We start from the raw sequence: 19,090 nt of genomic DNA, 5'->3' as shown, positions 1-19,090 counted from the left end.
CGGACTGTCCGGCTCGTGACGGCAGGTACGAGCGGCGATGGCTGGGATCAGCGCGTCAGCATCTCCTATGAAACGTCACCCATCGAACACGCCGTCGTTTCGGCCACGGCAATGCGGACGGGCAACGCCTGGACCGTCCTGATCGCCGATGGTGCGGAATCGACCGCGAACAAGCGCTCCGGGGCAACTTCGATCCTTCAGCAGAGCCTCCGCCCCGCCGGCTACGCCCCCGAAACCTTTGCTGGCAAGGCGCCGCATCGGCTGACGGCCGATCGCATTCAGACGCTGCGCGAGTTCGTCGCTGAATCGGCGAAGGCGCTTGAAGTGCCGGGTGTCGGGATTGCGCTGATCGATCAGGGCAAGGTCGTGTGGCAGGGCGGCGTCGGCGTGCGTGAGCTCGGTTCCAGTGAGCCCGTGGACGAACACACCAAATTCATGGTCGCCTCGAACACCAAGGGGATGGCGACGCTGCTGCTCTCGGTGCTTGCTGACGAGGGCAAGCTGAAATGGGACCAGCATGTCACCGATCTCTACCCGGCGTTCCGGCTGGGCAGCGACGAGGTGACCAAATCGGTGCTGGTCCGCCACCTCGTCTGCGCCTGCACGGGCCTGCCGCGCAAGGATTACGCTTTCATCCTGGCCGACGGCGGCGCACCGGCTTCCGACACCTTCAAGCAGCTCGCGCAGACACAGCCCACCAGCAAGTTCGGCGAGTTGTTCCAGTACAACAACCTCATGGCTTCGGCAGCCGGTTATCTGGGCGGCGCGCTGGCCTATCCGGACATGGAGCTTGGCGCCGCCTTCGACAAGGCGATGCAGACGCGGATCTTCGGCCCGCTCGGAATGCCTGACACTGGCTTTTCCTTTGACGTTGGCGAGAGCGGAAACTGGGCGCGGCCGCATGGCCTCGACGTGAACGGCCAGATGGTCGAGATGTCGAACCATTTCAACCATCTGATCACGCCGCATCGCCCGGCGGGGGGCGCATGGTCGACGGCGGCGGACATGGCGCGCTATGCACAGCTCGAACTGGGCAAGGGATTGACCCCTGAGGGCAAGAGGCTGGTAAGCGAAGCCAATATCCTCGAGCGTCGCAAGCACGGCGTGCCGATCGGCGAAAATGCATGGTATGGGATGGGCCTGATGGAGCGCGTCGTCTCGGGCGTGACGGTTGTCACCCATGGCGGCACTCTGCAGGGATATCACAGCACCTTCTTTGTCCTGCCCGAAACGGGGATCGGCGCGGTGATCCTTACCAACGCGGATCCGGGCGCGGCCATGCTCGCGCCATTCCTCCGCCGCCTGCTTGAGGTGGTTTACGACGGTAAGCCCGAAGCGGCCCAAAGCGTCGCTGCGGCAGCGGCCCGGGTCAAGGCACAAGCCAAGGTGCGGCGGGCCAAGCTAACCGTTCCCGGCGATGCAGCTGTGCTTGCGGGCCTGGCGAAGACGTATCGGAACCCGGTCGATGGAAGCACGATCACGTTCCGCGACCAAGGCGGCACGCCATGGGTGACGGCAGGATTCATCGAAGGTCCGGTGGCCACGCGCAAGAACGCCGATGGCACCGTGTCGGTTGTTTCGGTGGGCCCCGGCGGGATCGACGTCGACGCCCTTGTCGGCAACCGGGACGGTGTGCGGACGCTGACCATCCGGGACAGCCAGCACGAGTATCTCTACAACGAGGTAAAGTGATCAGATTGAACGAGTGATCCAATGGGGATTTCGGCTTCGTTGCGGTAACGACGCAGCCAGTATGAAGCCGAAATCCCCGGTCGCTGCCAATCCTGAATTTTGACCGGCAGAGCGCAACGCGCCTGATGCCCGGCGCCGGCCGGGAAACTTTTTCCGCGATCTGCATTGTGTGGTGCATGAGTATGCTTGCGAAGTTCGACCGCCGTCTCGCTCGCGCCGCGCGGCTGGATCGGGAAGCCCGGAACTGCATCCGGATTGCCATTGGCGAATCCACCGATGAAACTACGGCCGCCCTGATCGACGAGGCACTCAAGCTGTCTGGTCGTGCGCGCGAACTGACGCGTTAAGCCCCGTTGATCGACCTCGCCCTGGACAACGCGACCTGCCGTGTTCTCGGCCATGGCCCTTCATGCGCATGACGCCGCGGTTCGGCTCCGCCGCGCTCCGCCTCCGGACCAGGCTGGCATCGCAGGTGCAGATCAACTAACGACGCAACCGGACCAGTCATCGCAGGCAGTCCATGCGATTTTCCTCAGGAACGAGATCTACACCATGCCGCAGCTCCTCGATCAGCGTTATGGCCGGTAGATCCGCGCGCTACATGGCATGGTGGTGACGCGATGACGGGGGAATTCGTGGCCATAGACTGGGGCACCACCAACCGTCGGGCCTATGTGATCGACAAGACCGGCGACGTGGTGCGCACCGATCGCGACGGCCGCGGAACGCTGGCGGTTGGCCGCGACGGCTTTGCCGCCGAAGCTTCGGCGCTGAGCGCGCGCTATGGCGGATTGCCCATGCTGCTTGCCGGAATGGTCGGGTCCAATCGCGGATGGCACGAGACGGCCTATGTCCCCTGCCCCGCCGATCTCGATACGCTTGCCCGCAATGTGCACTGGGTCGAGCCCGCCCGGATCGGCATCGTCCCTGGGGTCAGTCAGGTCGCAGGCGGTCGCGCGGATGTCATGCGCGGCGAGGAAGTTCAGTTGTTCGGCGCGGTTGCCGGTGGCCTCGCGCCCGGCGATGCGCTGCTTTGCCAGCCCGGCACGCATTGCAAATGGGCATGGATGAAAGCGGGCCGTATCGACGGCTTCACAACCGCCATGACCGGCGAGATGTTCGCATTGCTCAAGTCACACGGCCTCCTTTCAAGCCAGCTCCACGGACCAGTAGTGCCCGGCGCCGCCTTCGTGGAGGGCGTTGCCGACGCGGCGCGCCACGATCTGCTGGCGACGCTCTTCGGGACGCGCGCCGCAATGCTGCTCGGCAAGCGGGATGCCGCGGCGAGCGCTGCCTATGTAAGCGGCCTGCTCATCGGAAGCGATGTCGAGGCCCGTTTACGCGACGGCACGCGCGACGTGCACATGCTCGCCGACCCGACACTGGCGGGCCTGTACGCCGCCGCGATCGAGGCGTTCGGCGGACGATGCCATCATGTCGACAGCCACGGCGCCTTTGTTGCTGGCATCACTTCGATCTGGAGATCCCTGCCATGACCCTTCCCGCCGATTTCGCCGATGCCTTTGCGACATGCCCGCTGGTGGCGATTCTGCGCGGCGTGCGCCCCGATGAAATCGACGCGGTTGGAGACGCGCTCGTGGATGCGGGCTTCACACTCATCGAGGTTCCGCTCAATTCGCCCGAGCCGCTGAAGAGCATCGAACGACTGGCGGCACGCTTGAACGGACGCGCGATTGTCGGAGCAGGTACGGTGCTCGAACCCGCACAGGTACGCTCGGTGCAACAGGCGGGCGGACGCATCATCGTATCGCCCAATACCGACGCGGACGTCATTTCGGCGACCGTATCCGCGGGTCTTGCCTCGCTACCGGGCTATTTCACGCCTAGCGAGGCCTTTGCCGCGCTCAAGGCGGGAGCGCATGCGCTCAAACTCTTCCCGGCGGAGGGGGCGTCGAGCGATGTCCTGAAAGCGCATCGCGCGGTGCTGCCCGCCGAAGTTCCGGTACTTGCGGTGGGCGGCGTGACACCGGCTACGCTCGCGACGTGGCGCAAGGCCGGCGCGCGCGGTTTCGGGCTTGGCTCGGCACTCTACCGCGCGGGCATGGATGCCAGCCAGGTCTCGAAAAATGCCGGGGCCTTTGTCGCGGCGTGGCGTGAGGACAGCCGTGGAGCCTGATTGGTTGAAGGGAAAGCGCCGCGCGCTCCCAAAATCAGAAACTAACTTCGCTCGCCCGTCAGCTTCGCAGTGCCGAAAAAGCCCATCTTCACCTTGCCGGTAAGCACGTCGCCGTCGATCTGGACATCGTATTTGAGCGTCAACGGCATCGGCTTGGTCACCTTCAGATCCCATGTGAGCCGGTTGCCTTGGACTATCCCCGCGAAGTCCATCGAGCCCTGATCGCTTTCGAGCTTGCCCCTGAGCGTTGAACCCTCGGTCGTGAAATGGCCGACCATCGGCTGCGGCCCCACCGGCGAGGCGAGGATCATCTTCCATTTGCCGTCGATACTGGCCGGTGCCGATGCCTCGGCAAGTATATCGGCGGGCTGCGTCGCGATTTCCGGCGCGCGCTGATCCTCGACGGCTTCCGCCACCGCGGTCGCGGGTTGCGTCGGCGGAACCGCAACCTTCGTTGCGATCGGGCGTCCCTCGATCACCTCGAGGATTTTTGATGGCGTCAGCGGCAGTGCGAGCGGGACTTCGCCAAAGGGGGACAAGGCATCGGCAATCGCGTTGACCAGCGTCGGCGGTCCGATGATCGCGCCACCCTCGCCAACACCGCGGAACCCGCCCTCGGATTTCGACGGTGTCGACGCGTGGACATATTCGATATCGGGCACGTCGGAGATCGCGGGCAGCAGATAGTCCTTGTAGGTGACGGTGGTGGGATTTCCGCGTGCGTCATAGGCGAACTCCTCGAGAAGCACGGTGCCGATCGCCTGCGCCAGCCCGCCCGCGATCTGTCCTTCGACCACCGCGGGATTGATGATGACGCCGCAATCCTCGCTCGACACCCAGCGCCTGATCCTGACGAAGCCCGTCTCGGCATCGACCTCGACGATGCAGGCATGCGCCGCGCTGGTAAAGGTGATCGGCGGTGGCGTGTAGCGATATTGCGCCTCAAGTCCCGTTTCCACGCCCGGCGGCAGGCGGTCGGGCTCGCCATAGGCGATCTCGGCGATCTCGCGCAGGGTGCGCGTCATCTCCTCGGCGCCCGCGACACGGATCATGCCGCCCGCAATCTCGACATCGTCGGGATTGGCGTTGAGCAGGTACGCGGCAATACGCTTGACCTTGCCCCTGAGCAGCGCGGCCGCCTTCATCGACGCGCCCCCGCCGATCACGCCCTGACGACTGCCCGCCGCGCCCGGCCCGAAGCCGCCGCGCGCGCTGTCGCCCTCGAACACCGTTACATCTTCATAGGGCACCCCAAGCTGCTCCGCGATGATCTGCGCCATCGTCGTCGCCGTGCCATGGCCCTGCGAATGCGTGCTCATCACCGCGGTAACCTTGCCCGTTGGCTCCACCCGGACCTGCGCCAGCTCGCCCGTCATCACGCCGATGCTCCCCGCCGAGCCCGTCGGCTCGATATAGGTCGCAACGCCAAGGCCGAGATAGCGACCCTCCTTGCGCGCCGCAGCCTGCTCGGCGCGAAAGGCGGCGACGTCGACAACCTCAAGCAACTTGTCGAGGCATTCGGCGGGCGTGATGTCCTCGAGCATTATGCCGAGCGGCGTCGTGCAGGGCTGGTCTGCGCTGGTCACGAGATTGCGGCGCCGGATCTCGATGGGGTCGATGCCGATCTGCCGCGCGGCGATGTCGAGCATCGTCTCGCGCGCGAGCGTTTCCATCGCCCACGGACCGCGATAGGCCGCAAGCCCCACGGTGTTGGAATACCAGCCGCGCGTGTAGAAGCCGTAATAGGGCATTTTGTACGCGGCCCACATGAACATGTGCACCGCGATATTGGCGTCCGCCCCTTGCGGATACGCGCCGTTGTTGAGGCTATAGTCGCCGTGCGAGGCAAGAAGCTTTCCGTCGCCGTCAAAGGCGATGCGCAGCGTCAGTTCCTGTTCGCGCGCCTGGTTGGCGGACGTCAGGTTTTCGAGCCTGTCCTCGATCCATTTGAGCGGCTGGCCGAGCAGCATGGCCGCCGCGATGACCGACAGTTCCTCGCGCCATGGATGGTTCTTGAGGCCGAACGAGCCGCCCACATCCTTGGCGATCACGCGGATGCTCATGCTCGGCATGCCCAGAGCCTGCGTCAGGTAGCGCGCGACCATGTGCGGGCTCTGGCAGGTGATATGGACGAGCAGTTCCTCCTCGCCCTGCCGCGTCACGACCACGCCGCGCGTCTCCATCGGCGATTGCGATATGCGCTGATGGGTGACCGTGCGGCTGAGCAAATGCCGCGCGCCGGCGAGCAGTTCCTCGCAATCTTCGTCCTCGTCCATTCCCATGACGGCCGCGACGTTGGACTCCGTGCCCGGGTGGACGAGCGGCCCGTTCCGCGCGTCGCCGATCGTGACGACGGCCTGTTCCTCCTCATAGTCGACTGTCACGAGGCTCGCCGCATCCTCGGCCAGATAGCGGTCGTCGGCGATGACGAGGACGACGGGATCGCCGACATAGGCAACGCGGTCGGTCGCGAGCAGCGGCGTCGGCACCTCGGTCGGCGCAAGGTAGAAGCTGAGCGGCGTGATCTTGATTGCCGCAAGATCCCCGGCGGTCAGGACGGCATGCACCCCGGGCATCTCGCGCGCGACCGAGACGTCGATCGCACGGATCCGCCCGCGCGCGATCGGGCTGCGGACGAACGCGCAGTGGAGCATGCCGGGCAGGACGATATCGTCGACGAAAGTCCCCTTGCCCGTCAGCAGCCGCGGGTCCTCCTTGCGCGGCATGCGCTCGCCGATGAAGCGCGCGGCGGTGATCTGCGCGGCGCTCACGCAGCGTCGCCCGCGGCTTCGCCCGCAAGCCGCAGCGCCGCCCGCCTGATGCCCTGATAGCCCGTACAGCGGCAGATATGCCCCGACATGGCGGCAAGCAACGCCTCGGCATCGGGCCTATCCGTGCCCTCGGTGAGCGCGGCGAGCGTCATCACCACCCCCGGCGTGCAGAAGCCGCATTGCAGCCCGTGCTCCTCGCGCATCGCCTGCTGCACGCGGTGCAGCGTGCCGTCGGGCGCGGCGAGCCCCTCGACGGTCGTGACCGAACATCCGTCGGCCTGGACCGCAAGCATCAGGCAGGAACGCACCGCAGCCCCGTCGACGATGACGGTGCAGGCGCCGCACACGCCATGCTCGCAGCCGACATGCACGCCGGTGCAGCCCGCATCGGTGCGCAGAAAGTCGCACAGAGACTTGCGCCCTTCGACGATCGCCTTGTGATTGCGGCCATTGATGCTGACCTCGATCCGATGCTCGCTCATGCCGCCCGCCTCTCGTCCAAAGCAACTTCCAGAGTGCGCGCCAAAATGCGCCTGCCAACGGTGCGCCGATATTCGGCGGTCGCGTGGTGATCGTCGAACGGATCGGTGTCGGCGATGGCAAGCTCGGCGATCCCGCGCGCATCGAGGCCGGACACCGGTTGGCCGATGAGCGCGGCCTCTGCCTGACGCGCCTTGATCGGCGTCGGCCCCATGCCGAACCAGGCAATCCCGGCACGCGCGACCCTGCCATTCTCGACCGCCAGCGCGCCGACCAGACCGACCAGCGCGAAATCTCCCGGCCGCTGCGCCACCTCGCGAAACAACGTGATGCTGCCCGTCGGCCAGTCCGGGAAATCGATCGCGGTGACGAGTTCGTCTGGCTCGAGCGCGGTCATATAGGGTCCGAAATAGAATTCTTCGGCGGCGATGCGGCGTACCCCGCGTGTCGACCGCGCTTCAATTGACGCGCCGAGCGCCAGCGCGGTGGCGGGCAATTCGGCCGCTGGTTCGCCAAGCGCGATCGATCCGCCGATCGTACCCCGATTGCGCGTCTGGTGGTGTCCAACATGGCGCGTTGCGACGGCAAGAGCGGGAAGCGCACGATCGATCGTCGTGTCCGCGATCACCTCGCATTGGCGAACTACGGGGCCGATCCGCGTACCCCCATCGACCCGGGCGACACCCTTCAGTGCCGCGATGCGGTTTATGTCGACGAGAATGAAGGGTTGGCTCATCCGCAGCGCGAGCAACGGCATCAGCGTCTGCCCGCCTGCGAGAACGGTCGCCCCGCCGCCAGCCCCGGCGAGATGGGCACACGCCTCCTCGATCGTTTCGGGCGCCAAATAGTCGAACGGTGCCGGCTTCAAGACCTGGCTCCTTCGGTCAACCGCGCGAGCAGCGCAGCGTCCAGCACGACCACGGGCGCCGCCGATCGTCTTCCGAATTCGAAGGCCGCGGCCGCGACGATCACGACGAGCAGGCCGATCGCCAGCCCCATCCAGTCGGACGGCGCGCCACCAACCCCACGACCGATCAGGAAGCCCGTCACAAGCGCCGCAACCAGCACGAGAATCCATACGATCGACGCATTGCGACCAGCCGCGATGCCTGTGGCGGATGGGATGGCGCCGGTCGTCGCCGGTTCGACCGCGCGCGCCGGTTGCGCCTGCGCCACCACGGGCGCGCCGACCACTTCGCCGAAACGCTTGAAGAACTTGCCCGCAAGCTGCCTGGCGGTTGCATCGATGATCGGGCCGCCCAGTTGCGCCAGTCGACCACCGACCTCGGCGTCGACCCGATAGGTCAGCACGGTATCGCCGCGATCCTCGGCGAGGCACACCTTCGCGCCGCCCTTGGCAAAGCCGACCGTGCCGCCCTGCCCTTCGCCCGAAATCGTGTAGCCATTGGGCGGATCGAGGTCGGACAGCGTCACCGCGCCGTTGAAGCGCGCGCCGATCGGGCCGATCCTGATCTCGACCGTCGCCTTCAGGCGCTCGTCCGATTCCTTCTCCAGCGACTGGCAGCCGGGAATGCAGGTCCTGAGTATCTCGGGATCGTTCAGCGCCTCCCAGACACGCTGACGGGAAGCGGCGATCCGCTGCTCTCCGGCCATCTGCATATTGCTTCGCTCCCGACGTTATGAGACACAGTGGCTTATAACTTGCCTTGGGATCGGGACGGTGGCAACCGTCTCGTGCAGCTTGACGCACGGGCGATGGCTGCACCGGGCCGCGACATCATATGCCTGTGGTGCCGCATAAGGGAGGGTGTGGATGACTGTATTTGGGGGCAGGACGACCCGCATGTTCGCCTGGCTTGCGCTGGCGATCGCGGGCGGTTTGGCGTTGAATTTCTGCAGCGATTCGGCAGCTCCCCCCGAACCCACCGCGCTTGTCGATCCCGAGAACTGGCCTTCCTTCGGACGGACCGGCGGCGAACAGCATTACAGCCCGCTCGACCAGATCAATACCGATACAGTCTCCACGCTGGGCCTTGCATGGCACTACGACCTGCCTTCCGAAAACACGCTGACCGGCCCGGTGGAGGCCGACGGCAAGCTCTTCGTCACCACCGGCCATTCCTTCATTCGCGCGTTCGAGGCCGCCACCGGAAAGCTGCTCTGGGAATATGATTCCAAAACGCGCGAACTCGGCGGCCTTGCCCTGCGCATGGGATGGGGGCCAAAGGGCATCGCTTGGTGGAACGGCCGCCTGTTCCTCGCGACCCAGGACGGCCGGATCATCGCGCTCGACGCCAATACCGGCAAACCTCTGTGGGAACAGCGCGACTTCGATCCGAAAGAGATGCGCTACATCAACGGCCCGCCGCGCGTGTTCGACGGCAAGCTCGTGATCGGGCATGGCGGCGCCGATGTCAGCCCGATCCGGGGCTATGTCACCGCCTATGACGCGATGAGCGGGAAACAACTCTGGCGTTTCCACACCGTGCCCGGAAACCCCGCCGACGGCTTCGAGAACGAAGCCATGCGGATGGCGGCGAAGACGTGGAAGGGGGAATGGTGGAAGCAGGGCGGCGGCGGCACCGCCTGGAATGCGTTTGCCTATGATCCCGAACTCAAACTTGTCTATATCGGCGTAGGCAACGGCTTTCCCTACAACCAGTCGCTGCGCAGCCCCGGCGGCGGCGACAATCTGTTCCTCGCCTCGGTCGTCGCGGTGAAGGCCGATACCGGCGAATATGCCTGGCATTATCAAGTCTGCCCGGGCGAACAATGGGACTGCACCGCGACGCAGGACATGACGCTCGCCACGCTGAAAATCGGCGGCAAGGAACGCAAGGTGCTGATGCAGGCGCCCAAAAACGGGTTCTTCTATGTGCTCGACCGCGCCACCGGCGAGTTCCTCTCGGGCGATCCCTATGCGAAGGTCACATGGGCCAAGGGCATCGACCAGAAGACCGGCCGCCCGATCGAAAATCCGGGTATCCGCTACAACGGAAAACCCGGCCTGTTCGAATTATGGCCGGGCCTGCGCGGCGCGCATAGCTGGCTGCCGCAATCCTACAGCCCGCGCACCGGGCTGGTCTATATTCCCGTGATCGAAGGCGCGTCGTTCGTCGGCGACGAAGGCGTGGATTTCGCAAAGCAGCCGAAACTCGGCGGCATGGCGATCAACGCCATCCCCGATCCCGACCTGCCGGGCGCGCGTCGCAGCTTCCTCAAGGCATGGGATCCCGTGGCCCGCAAGGCGCGCTGGAGCGTCGAGCTTCCCGGCAACTGGCCCGGCGGAACGATGGCGACCGCAGGCAACCTGGTGTTCCAGGGACGGATCGACGGCAAGCTCGTCGCCTATGACGCGCGCGACGGCAAGGAAGTGTGGAGTTACCAGACGGGCGCGCCCGTCGTCGCGCCTCCCATTTCCTACAGCGTCGGCGGCAAGCAATATGTCACGGTGATCACCGGCAGCGGTGCGTCGGGCGGCGGCATCCTCTCGCCCGGCCTCGCCAAATACCGGACAGACTATCGCATGCCGCGCCGCGTGCTGACCTTCGTGCTGGACGGCAAGGACAAGCTGCCGGTGACCGAGCCCGCGCCGCTGACCGCGCCGAACGATCCGGACTATCGCCCGAATCTCGCGCTGGAGTCGCGTGGCGGCATGGCCTTCGCGATGTCTGGCTGCCTGGTTTGCCACGGCTTCAATGCCGTCGGCGGCGGCGCGGCCCCCGATCTGCGCATCTCGCCCTATCCCACCAATCGCGACTCGTTCCACGCAGCGGTAAATGGCGCGCTCACTGGCGCCGGGATGCCCGCCTTCCCCGAATTGTCGTCCGATGAAATCGAGGCAATCCGGCAATATCTGCGCGGACGCGGGCGGCAATTGACCGAAGAGGCCGCAACCCGCAAAGCCGGCCCCAAGGCCGGGGCGGGCGCGACCGATGCCAGCTTCTCGGGAACCTGGGAGGTGGTCACCGACTCCCCCATCGGCAAGCAACCTGCCAAGGGCGTTTACAAGGTCGTGGGCAGCGAAATCACCGGCAAGACCTCCTCCTCGCAGGGATCGGTCGACCTCAAGGGAACGGTCAGCGGGAACCGCGCGACCATGTCGGGCAAGGCCTATATGCCCTTCCCCGTCGCGCTGAAATACGATGTCACGCTGGACGGTGACAGCTTCTCCGGCACCGTGGAAACCGGCCCCTTCGGGACCTTCCCGGTGACGGGCACGCGCCGCTGACGGTGCACCCGCTCGCCGATCTCGCCGAAGCCGGGCAAATGCCGGAGATTGCGGTGCTGTAACCGGAGCGTCACGGGGTCCGCATTACCCGCTCAGCTTCTCAGTAATTATCCGGATACCGGGTTTAAGGAGATGCCGATATCTCCGTCGGGCGTGATCCGGGGCGCGTGAACAGCCCACTTATTGCCGCAGGCTCAAACAAGCGAGTTCGGCCTCAGGCCGTGGTCAACCTCTGAGAGATACCGGGCGGCGGGCGAATGCGAAGCCCGCCAGATGAATCCATCGCGTCGCTGACACTGTTCCCACACGGGCCGCGAGGCCATCAAAAGCGGAAGGCGCACATGTCTGAAACAGAAGTTGCAGCCAGCGGCAGCCGGCACGAGAAATTCAAGCGCCTGGTCGAAGCGGCCCAGCGTCATCCTCCCACGGCAACCGCCATCGCCCATCCCTGCGACGAAGTTTCGCTGGAAAGCGCCGTCGAGGCCGCACGGCTCAAACTGATTACGCCCATCCTGGTCGGACCGGAGAGCAAGATTCGCGAGGTTGCGGCAGCGAACGATCTTGACATCAGTGCGTTCGAAATCGTCGATGCGGCGCATAGCCACGATTCCGCCGCCAAGGCGGTGGCACTCGTACGGGCTGGTCGCGCCGACGCGCTGATGAAGGGCAGCCTGCACACCGACGAGCTGATGGCCGCGGTCGTGGCGCGCGAAACCGGTCTGCGCACCGCGCGCCGGATCAGCCACAGCTTCATCATGGATGTGCCGGGCTATGAGAGCGCGCTGATCATCTCCGACGCAGCCGTCAACATTGCGCCCACGCTGGAAGACAAGATCCACATCGTGCAAAACGCGATCGACCTGGGCCACGCGATGGGCATTTCGGAAGTCCGCGTGGCGATCCTGAGCGCGATGGAAACCGTCAATCCGAAGGTGCCTTCGACCATCGAAGCCGCGGCGCTGTGCAAGATGGCCGATCGCGGGCAGATCACCGGCGGCGTGCTCGACGGTCCCCTCGCCCTCGACAATGCGATCAGCCCCGAGGCTGCGGCGATCAAGAAAATCGCCTCCCCCGTGGCCGGACGTGCCAACGCGCTGATCGTGCCCGACCTCGAGGCCGGGAACATGCTGGCAAAGAGCCTGTCCTTCCTTGCCGGCGCCGATGCCGCGGGGATCGTGCTCGGCGCGCGCGTGCCGATCATCCTGACCAGCCGTGCGGATGCGCAGCTCACGCGGCTCGCTTCCTGTGCGGTCGCAGTGCTCGTCGCCGCGTCACGCCGCGCGAAAGCGGACTCCGCAATCGTCTGAGGAACGGCCTCCTTCATTCTGTTCGAGGGCATTGACCAATGAGCGGATGCATCGCAGTTCTCAACGCCGGCTCGTCGAGCATCAAATTCGCGCTTTATGACGACGGCCCCGGCGAATCCGTGCTGTTTCGCGGGCAGATCGAGCAGATCGGCGTGGAACCGCGTCTGCGCGTATCGAATGCATCGGGCGAACGCGTCGCGGAGCAGAACTGGCCGAACGAGGGGTTCGACCACGCGGCTGCAACGCGCGAAATTATCGGAAAAGCCCGAGAACTCCTCGCAGGCAGGCCAGTGACGGCGGTCGGGCACCGCGTCGTCCATGGCGGGATGCAATATGCCGAGCCGATCCGGATCAATGCGGAGGTCATTGCCTCGCTTGATGAGCTGGTACCGCTGGCGCCGCTGCATCAGCCGCACAATCTCGCGCCGATCAAGGCGATCGCGGAACACATTCCGCAAATGCCGCAGGTCGCCTGTTTCGACACCGCATTCCATCGAAACCAGGCACATCTGGCGCAGATGTTCGCGCTGCCGCGCAAGCTCACCGACTCCGGCGTGCGTCGCTATGGCTTTCACGGACTGTCCTATGAATATGTCGCGTCGCGGCTGACGGAGATTGCGCCCGACATCGCGGCGTCCCGGGTCATCATCGCCCATCTCGGCAATGGTGCCAGCCTCTGCGCGGTGCATGAGGGGCGCAGCGTCGCGTCAACCATGGGCTTCACGGCCGTCGACGGCCTGATGATGGGCACGCGTTGCGGTGCGGTCGATCCCGGCGTTTTGATCTACCTGATGGACACGCACGGCATGGATGCCCGCGCCATTGAAAAGCTGGTTTATCGCGAATCCGGCCTGCTCGGGGTGTCGGGCATCTCGTCGGACATGCGCACGCTGCGGGAATCCTCCGAACCCGCGGCCGCCGAGGCGGTATCATTGTTCGTGTATCGGATCATACGCGAAATCGGCTCGCTTGCCGCCGCGCTCGGCGGCCTCGACGCATTGGTCTTCACGGGGGGTATCGGCGAGAACGATAAGAAAACCCGCGCTGAAGTGGTCGCGGGATGTCGCTGGCTGGGCCTTGAACTGGACGAGGCGAGCAACGCGGGGGGCACGGGACGGATCAGCAGCGCCTCTTCTCGCGTACCCGCATGGGTCGTTCGCACCGACGAAGAACGCATGATCGCACGGCACGCAGCTTCGCTGCTGGGTGCGCACTAGACCGCGTGGAAAAACCAGGATCGTTCAACGCGCCGCAAGGATGCTCAGGTGGTCATCCTCGATACGCAGAGCCGAGAGAACCCCGGTTTCGTACGCACCGGTATCGATGCCGATGCGGTGTGGTCGTACCTGCGGCCGGTCGCTGTCCCATGTGTGACCATGAACGATGATGCGACCGTGCGATTCCTCACTTCCGATGAATTCTTCGCGTATCCAAAGCAAGTCTTCTTCCTCTTGCCTGGACAGCGCCACGCCCGGTCTGATGCCGGCGTGGACGAATGCAAAGTCACCAACGCCGACCATGAGCTCCAGATCTTCAAGAAAGCGCAGATGGGCGACGGGCAGACGTTCGAGAAGGTCATCGCGCGCGGCGAGGTGCGCTTCTGGAGGATCGTCTGGCGCTGGCGGCGTGACGCCGTAGGACTGCAGGGTTTCGGAACCACCGAAGCGCAGCCATTCCCTCGCCCGCACTGGAGTCGCTATATAGCCCAGCATCACCTCCTCGTGGTTACCCTTGAGAAACTGCAGATGGAACGGGCGCCGGCGCTTGAGCCAGCACAGCGCGTCAAGCACCTGGCGCGAGGCAGGACCGCGATCGACATAGTCCCCTAAGAAGATGATGGTGGTCGTTCTGCCATTGGCAGAGGCTTCGGCATCGCTTGCGATCTGCGTCAGGAGCCGTCGGAGCTGGTCGTAGCAGCCATGGATGTCGCCAACGGCATAAATCAACTGGCCGTCGACCTTGCCCCTGGGCCAGTCTGGTTCCGCCATCCGGACAGCAGCCGCCGACGCCATCTCAGATATCCCCTGCGCGCCCGCCGGTTCGTGTGGCATCGAGCTGTTCTGCCATCTGGCGATAGCCGGCCGTGACACTGCGGGGGTCCGAGTTTGCCCGGCGGCGCAACTTTGACCATTGGCGGTGATACGCAACCAGCGTGCGCCGATCCACGCCTGAGCGAACAGCGTCATTATAGGCATTGCGAAGTTGCCGATCGGCAGCAAGGATTTGCGGCCGCATGCACCTGGCAAGCTCCATGCCGCCCATCCGTTTACATGACGTACTGGCACGCGAGCGATGAGCCTTGGGCGCGGATTTCGTGGCGAGACGCTGTGTCGACTTGCGCTTTGGATTATCGGTCGTCGACCGCGGTCTGGTGGGGGATTTTACGGCAGGGGAGGTCTCGGTGGCAGCTTCGTTCACCCTGCTCGACGGCACGGCGGGAGCGGCCGCTGACTCGACGAAGGTCGGGCCGCGAGAGACCAGATCCACCTGCGACGGAGGCGTCACGATTTGCCTTGGAGAAGGGTCGGGAATGCCGCGCGGCGCGAGGATAATCGAAATCCCCAGCACTCCTGCAATAGCGACACCTGTGAGGGCCAGAGTCCTCCTCTTTCCCAATCGATTGGCGGAGGAGCGCGAGACAATAAGCATTGTTGACCCGGCTGCGACTGAAGCCTCCCCATCCGGGAGAGGATCCGCCCCCCCGAAGATGGTCTCCATGTCATGCGAGACCTGCATGGCTCCGATTGCTGGTCCGGGGACGTATTCTGTTTTGCCTGCCGGACTGGCATTGCCAGCCGAATGAGAATGCATCGGAATTACCCAACTCAAATTAATCAGGCACCCCTGCCGCCCACCGCAAACGAGGCTGACTGCCTTTGGTTCCCGGGCAACCTTCAACACAAATTTCGCCATGGTCCTGCAGTCGGCGCGCTTCATTTCCCGCCCCCCGAAATTCGACCTGCGCAGGCAAAAGTGTTAATCGGGATGTGCCACCGCGGACCATCGGCACGTCGGGGACGTTTATCCGAAAAGCAGAGGTCGCTGTGAAAGGAAGTTGCCCGTGGTTCGCATCAGGAATTTGCGAAGCCTGAAGTGTTGGTTTGCTCGGGGACACAAGTGGAACGAGACTGGTCAACCAAATCACCGGCGCTGCCGACGCTGTGGCGTGAGAGCATTCAGCTACTTTTGGGATTGGCGGGGGGAAGATCGTCGAACATGACCCCTTGGTAGGGGTGACATCCTCGAGCTTCATATCGGCAACGCGGCAGAGATATTGTGCCGCGTCGTGCAGAGGCCGGTCGTTTGGCTCTCGCAGGCACCAGGCCGCAACATTGTCCACGCGCGGTGGAAGTCGAGACACACGACTGCACGGCAGGAAGAACCCGCCGCATGAAAAATGTTATGACATTTTTGCGGCAATAATCTCCAAAGATATGATCTTCAAAGATAGTTTCGACAACGGGAAAGCCCGCGGTCTGAACTATACGGGTTTATTGTGACGGTATCTCGGTACTTTCCCCGATACGCATCCCACGGGCAACTCGATAGAAAAAACATGAAGTAATCTCGGCGTTTCCGACTCGAATCCGGAGCATTCCGTCATGGACGTCTATGATGAAGAAGAGCGTTCGATCGCGCTTCCTGAGCTCGATCTGACGGAGCCACCAGAAGGTTCGGATCGGCGCGCCTTCATGATGCGGAGCGCACTTGCTAGCGCGATCACCGTTCTTACCGGCCGTCCGATTGCGGCATTCGCGCAGGCGGCACCCGCCAAGGATCCGCCGCTCGACCCCAATCTCAACGTCGTGAAGAAGTCCAAGGGTCCCGTGATGACCACGGCGGAGGAATTCTACAAGGTCGGCCCTGGTCCGTCCTCATCGCACACGATCGGGCCGATGCGGATCACCTATGACTTCTATCAGCGCGCGATCAAGCTGCCGGCCGCCCAGCTCGGCCAGGCGACCGCGCTCAAGGTCAATCTGTTCGGCAGCCTGAGCGCGACCGGCAAGGGCCATGGAACCGAGCGCGCCGCGCTCGCCGGGCTCGTCGGCAAGGAGCCCGCGACGGTCGATCCGGCGTTCCTCGATGGCCTGGCGGCGGACCCAAGCCAGGTCTTCCCGGTCAAGCTCGGGTCGAAGACCATCAATGTCTCGCTCGCCGACATCATCTACGACGCCACCAAGGGCGATTTCCACCATCCCAACACCATGACCTGCAAGGTGATGGCGGGCGACAAGGTGCTGCTCGAACAGGAATATTACTCGGTCGGCGGCGGCTTCATCGAATGGAAGGGCTATCAGCCCCCCAAGAAGGGTGCTCCCAAATATCCCTATGCAACGATGGCGGAGCTGCTCGCGCATGCCGAGCGCGACAAGCTGACCGTCGCCCAGTTGGTGATGGCCAACGAAGTCGCGGTCTCGGGCAAGAGCGAGGCCGACGTCTATGCGTTTCTCGACAAGATTATCGGGGCGATGCGCGCGACGGTGAAGACGGGGCTGGCCGCCCCGACATCGACATTGCCGGGACCGATCAAGCTCAAGACCAAGGCGCATGACGTTTATCAGAACGCGCAGAAGCAGGAAGGCACGGCGCGCCAGGCGATCGGGATCGTCAGCGCCTATGCGCTCGCCGGATCGGAAGAGAATGCGCGCGGCCACCTTGTCATCACGGCGCCGACCGGCGGGTCGGCGGGGGTTCTTCCGGCGGTGGTCTATTCGCTCGGGCCGGAGGGCGCCAAGCTCTCTGAGGACGCGCTCCGCCAGGGCCTGCTGGCGGCGCTCGCCGTCGGCTATCTGTGCAAGCACAACGCCACCCTGTCGGCTGCGGAAGGCGGTTGCCAGGCCGAAATCGGCGTGGCGTCGGCAATGGGGGCCGCGCTGATCGGCCAGGCCTATGGCATGGAAAACCGCATCATCGCCAATGGGGCTTCGGCGTCGCTCGAACACCATCTCGGCATGACGTGCGATCCGGTCGCGGGCTTCGTGCAGGTACCGTGCATCGAGCGCTGCGCCTTCGGCGCGGTCAAGGCATGGACGGGGCACCTGATCGCCAAGAACGAAATCCCCATCAACCGCCGCGTCGATTTCGACTCGGTGGTCACGGCCCTGGCGCTCACCGCCAAGGAGATGAACTCGAAGTACAAGGAGACGTCCGAAGGCGGTCTCGCCGTCTCGGTTACGCTCTGCTGAGTGAAATAGATGACGCTGGCCAGCAGCGACGGAAAAGGCGCACTTCGCGCAATCACCATCGCGTGGCTGGTCACGGCCATCTATTATTTCTACCAATATGTGATGCGGTCGGCTCCGGCGGTGATGGTGCCTGAGCTGACCGATGCCTTTGGCGTGTCGGCGGTCGGGCTCGCCTCCCTCGTCGGTCTTTTCTATTTTGGCTACGCGCCGTTCAGTCTTGTCGCGGGCGTTGCGATGGATCAGCTCGGCCCGCGCAGCGCGGTTCCGCTTGGGGCGGCCACGGTGGGCGTGGGCGCGCTGCTGTTCGCCACCGGCGACCCGACGATAGCGAGCATTGGCCGCTTCCTGCAGGGCGCGGGCGGCGTCTTTGCGCTCATTGGCGCCACCTATATCGTCACGACCAATTTCCCCGCGTCACGTGTTGCGACGCTGATCGGCGTAACCCAGATGTTCGGGATGGCGGGCGGGTCGGCGGGCCAGTTCCTGGTCGGTCCCGCCATTGCGTCGGGTGTCCAGTGGGATCATTTCTGGCTTGTGATGGGTGTTGCGGGCCTGCTGATCGCAGCGCTTCTGCTCGCGCTCATTCCCCGGCGCGAGCCCGCGCCAGCGGCGCCACAGGCGCACGCGCATGGCGGCTGGCTCAAGGATGTGGGGGTCGCATTCGGTTCGGTCGCCACCAACCCGCAGTCGATACTGTGCGGGCTGATCGCGGGGCTCATGTTCATCCCGACAACGATTTTCGACATGGTCTGGGGCGTGCGCTTCCTGCAGGAAGCGCATGACATGCCCTACACAAGCGCTGTGATGCGCTCGGCCGCGGTCCCCTTCGGCTGGATCATCGGCTGCCCGTTGATGGGCGCGGTGTCCGACCGGATCGGCCGGCGCAAACCGGTCATCATCGCGGGCGCGAGCGGTCTTCTCATCTGCCTCGTCCTGATACTCTACGGGCCGCCGGGGCTGCTTCCGCCCTATCTGCTCGGTCTTTTTACCGGCATCGCCTCGGGGGCGGCGATGATCCCCTATACCGTGATCAAGGAAGCCAATCGGCCCGAATATAGCGGCACCGCGACGGGCGTCGTCAACTTCATCAATTTCTCCCTGTCCGCGCTGCTCGGGCCGGTATTCGGCGGCCTGCTCATGAGGGCGAGCGGCGGCGGAGAACGCGAACTCGGTGATTATCAGGTCGCGTTCGAGCCGCTCATCTACGGGGTCGGCCTCGCGATCATCCTGACGCTGTTTCTGCGCGAAACGGGGACTGCATCGCGGCCGGTCGCCGCGCCCGCGACCTGACGTATCGGGACGGGCCCCGGGCTGACCCCGGG

General features: G+C 64.7%; 15 protein-coding genes. 8 read left to right on the top strand and 7 right to left on the bottom strand.

Annotated elements, in window-relative coordinates:
• Positions 1–138 precede the first annotated feature (138 nt).
• A complete protein-coding gene (locus MKI88_RS06130) occupies positions 139–1,692 on the top strand; it encodes a serine hydrolase domain-containing protein (RefSeq protein WP_407073311.1) in 1,554 nt (517 codons plus the stop codon).
• Here the strand turns inward: MKI88_RS06130 and MKI88_RS06125 are convergent.
• Positions 1,674–2,093, bottom strand: a complete 420-nt coding sequence (locus MKI88_RS06125; protein WP_241630077.1) for a hypothetical protein — start codon at positions 2,091–2,093, stop codon at positions 1,674–1,676. The genes MKI88_RS06130 and MKI88_RS06125 overlap by 19 nt on opposite strands.
• A 219-nt stretch (positions 2,094–2,312) precedes the next feature.
• Between MKI88_RS06125 and MKI88_RS06120 the strand changes: the two genes are divergently transcribed.
• Together MKI88_RS06120 and MKI88_RS06115 are read left to right on the top strand one after the other, a co-directional pair.
• Positions 2,313–3,188, top strand: a complete 876-nt coding sequence (locus tag MKI88_RS06120) for a 2-dehydro-3-deoxygalactonokinase (protein WP_241630076.1) — start codon at positions 2,313–2,315, stop codon at positions 3,186–3,188.
• Positions 3,185–3,829 (top strand): 2-dehydro-3-deoxy-6-phosphogalactonate aldolase, encoded by a 645-nt coding sequence (locus tag MKI88_RS06115; protein ID WP_241630075.1) that lies wholly within the window; start codon positions 3,185–3,187, stop codon positions 3,827–3,829. The genes MKI88_RS06120 and MKI88_RS06115 overlap by 4 nt, the downstream gene beginning before the upstream one ends.
• Before the next feature lie 41 nt (positions 3,830–3,870).
• On the opposite strand, the gene MKI88_RS06110 is transcribed toward MKI88_RS06115, so the two are convergent.
• From MKI88_RS06110 to MKI88_RS06095, 4 genes are read right to left on the bottom strand one after another with little or no spacing between them, the layout of a single operon-like run.
• Positions 3,871–6,555, bottom strand: a complete 2,685-nt coding sequence (locus tag MKI88_RS06110) for a xanthine dehydrogenase family protein molybdopterin-binding subunit (protein ID WP_407073310.1) — start codon at positions 6,553–6,555, stop codon at positions 3,871–3,873.
• Positions 6,556–6,596: 41 nt separating this feature from the next.
• Positions 6,597–7,082: a (2Fe-2S)-binding protein gene (locus MKI88_RS06105; RefSeq protein WP_241630073.1), complete on the bottom strand. Its 486-nt coding sequence runs from the start codon at positions 7,080–7,082 to the stop codon at positions 6,597–6,599.
• On the bottom strand, positions 7,079–7,948 hold the full coding sequence (locus tag MKI88_RS06100; protein WP_241630072.1) for a xanthine dehydrogenase family protein subunit M: 870 nt from the start codon (positions 7,946–7,948) through the stop codon (positions 7,079–7,081). The genes MKI88_RS06105 and MKI88_RS06100 overlap by 4 nt, the downstream gene beginning before the upstream one ends.
• A complete protein-coding gene (locus MKI88_RS06095; RefSeq protein WP_241630071.1) occupies positions 7,945–8,700 on the bottom strand; it encodes a CoxG family protein in 756 nt (251 codons plus the stop codon). Before MKI88_RS06095 ends, MKI88_RS06100 begins: the two co-directional genes overlap by 4 nt.
• 154 nt (positions 8,701–8,854) lie before the next feature.
• Between MKI88_RS06095 and MKI88_RS06090 the strand changes: the two genes are divergently transcribed.
• The 3 genes from MKI88_RS06090 (at position 8,855) to MKI88_RS06080 (ending at position 13,796) form a co-directional block, all read left to right on the top strand.
• Positions 8,855–11,272, top strand: a complete 2,418-nt coding sequence (locus tag MKI88_RS06090) for a PQQ-dependent dehydrogenase, methanol/ethanol family (RefSeq protein ID WP_241630070.1) — start codon at positions 8,855–8,857, stop codon at positions 11,270–11,272.
• 341 nt (positions 11,273–11,613) lie between these two features.
• The gene (locus MKI88_RS06085; protein ID WP_281063715.1) at positions 11,614–12,579 is read left to right on the top strand and encodes a phosphate acetyltransferase; all 966 of its coding nucleotides are present in this window, start codon (positions 11,614–11,616) and stop codon (positions 12,577–12,579) included.
• 38 nt (positions 12,580–12,617) lie between these two features.
• Entirely contained in the window at positions 12,618–13,796 is a 1,179-nt protein-coding gene (locus tag MKI88_RS06080) for an acetate/propionate family kinase (RefSeq protein WP_241630069.1), read from the top strand.
• Positions 13,797–13,820: 24 nt separating this feature from the next.
• On the opposite strand, the gene MKI88_RS06075 is transcribed toward MKI88_RS06080, so the two are convergent.
• Complete coding sequence (locus MKI88_RS06075; protein WP_241630068.1) at positions 13,821–14,591, bottom strand: metallophosphoesterase family protein; 771 nt, start codon at positions 14,589–14,591, stop codon at positions 13,821–13,823.
• 1 nt (position 14,592) lies between these two features.
• The gene (locus MKI88_RS06070; protein WP_241630067.1) at positions 14,593–15,516 is read right to left on the bottom strand and encodes a hypothetical protein; all 924 of its coding nucleotides are present in this window, start codon (positions 15,514–15,516) and stop codon (positions 14,593–14,595) included.
• A gap of 665 nt (positions 15,517–16,181) precedes the next feature.
• Here MKI88_RS06070 and MKI88_RS06065 point away from each other — a divergent pair.
• Together MKI88_RS06065 and MKI88_RS06060 are read left to right on the top strand one after the other, a co-directional pair.
• Positions 16,182–17,768 (top strand): L-serine ammonia-lyase, encoded by a 1,587-nt coding sequence (locus MKI88_RS06065; protein WP_241630066.1) that lies wholly within the window; start codon positions 16,182–16,184, stop codon positions 17,766–17,768.
• A 9-nt stretch (positions 17,769–17,777) separates the two neighbouring features.
• Entirely contained in the window at positions 17,778–19,058 is a 1,281-nt protein-coding gene (locus MKI88_RS06060; RefSeq protein ID WP_241630065.1) for an MFS transporter, read from the top strand.
• Positions 19,059–19,090: the final 32 nt, after the last annotated feature.

Source organism: Sphingomonas sp. LaA6.9, from assembly GCF_022601895.1.
In the GTDB taxonomy this organism is placed as follows: domain Bacteria; phylum Pseudomonadota; class Alphaproteobacteria; order Sphingomonadales; family Sphingomonadaceae; genus Sphingobium_A.
This window is presented reverse-complemented; position numbering and strand designations above follow the sequence as displayed.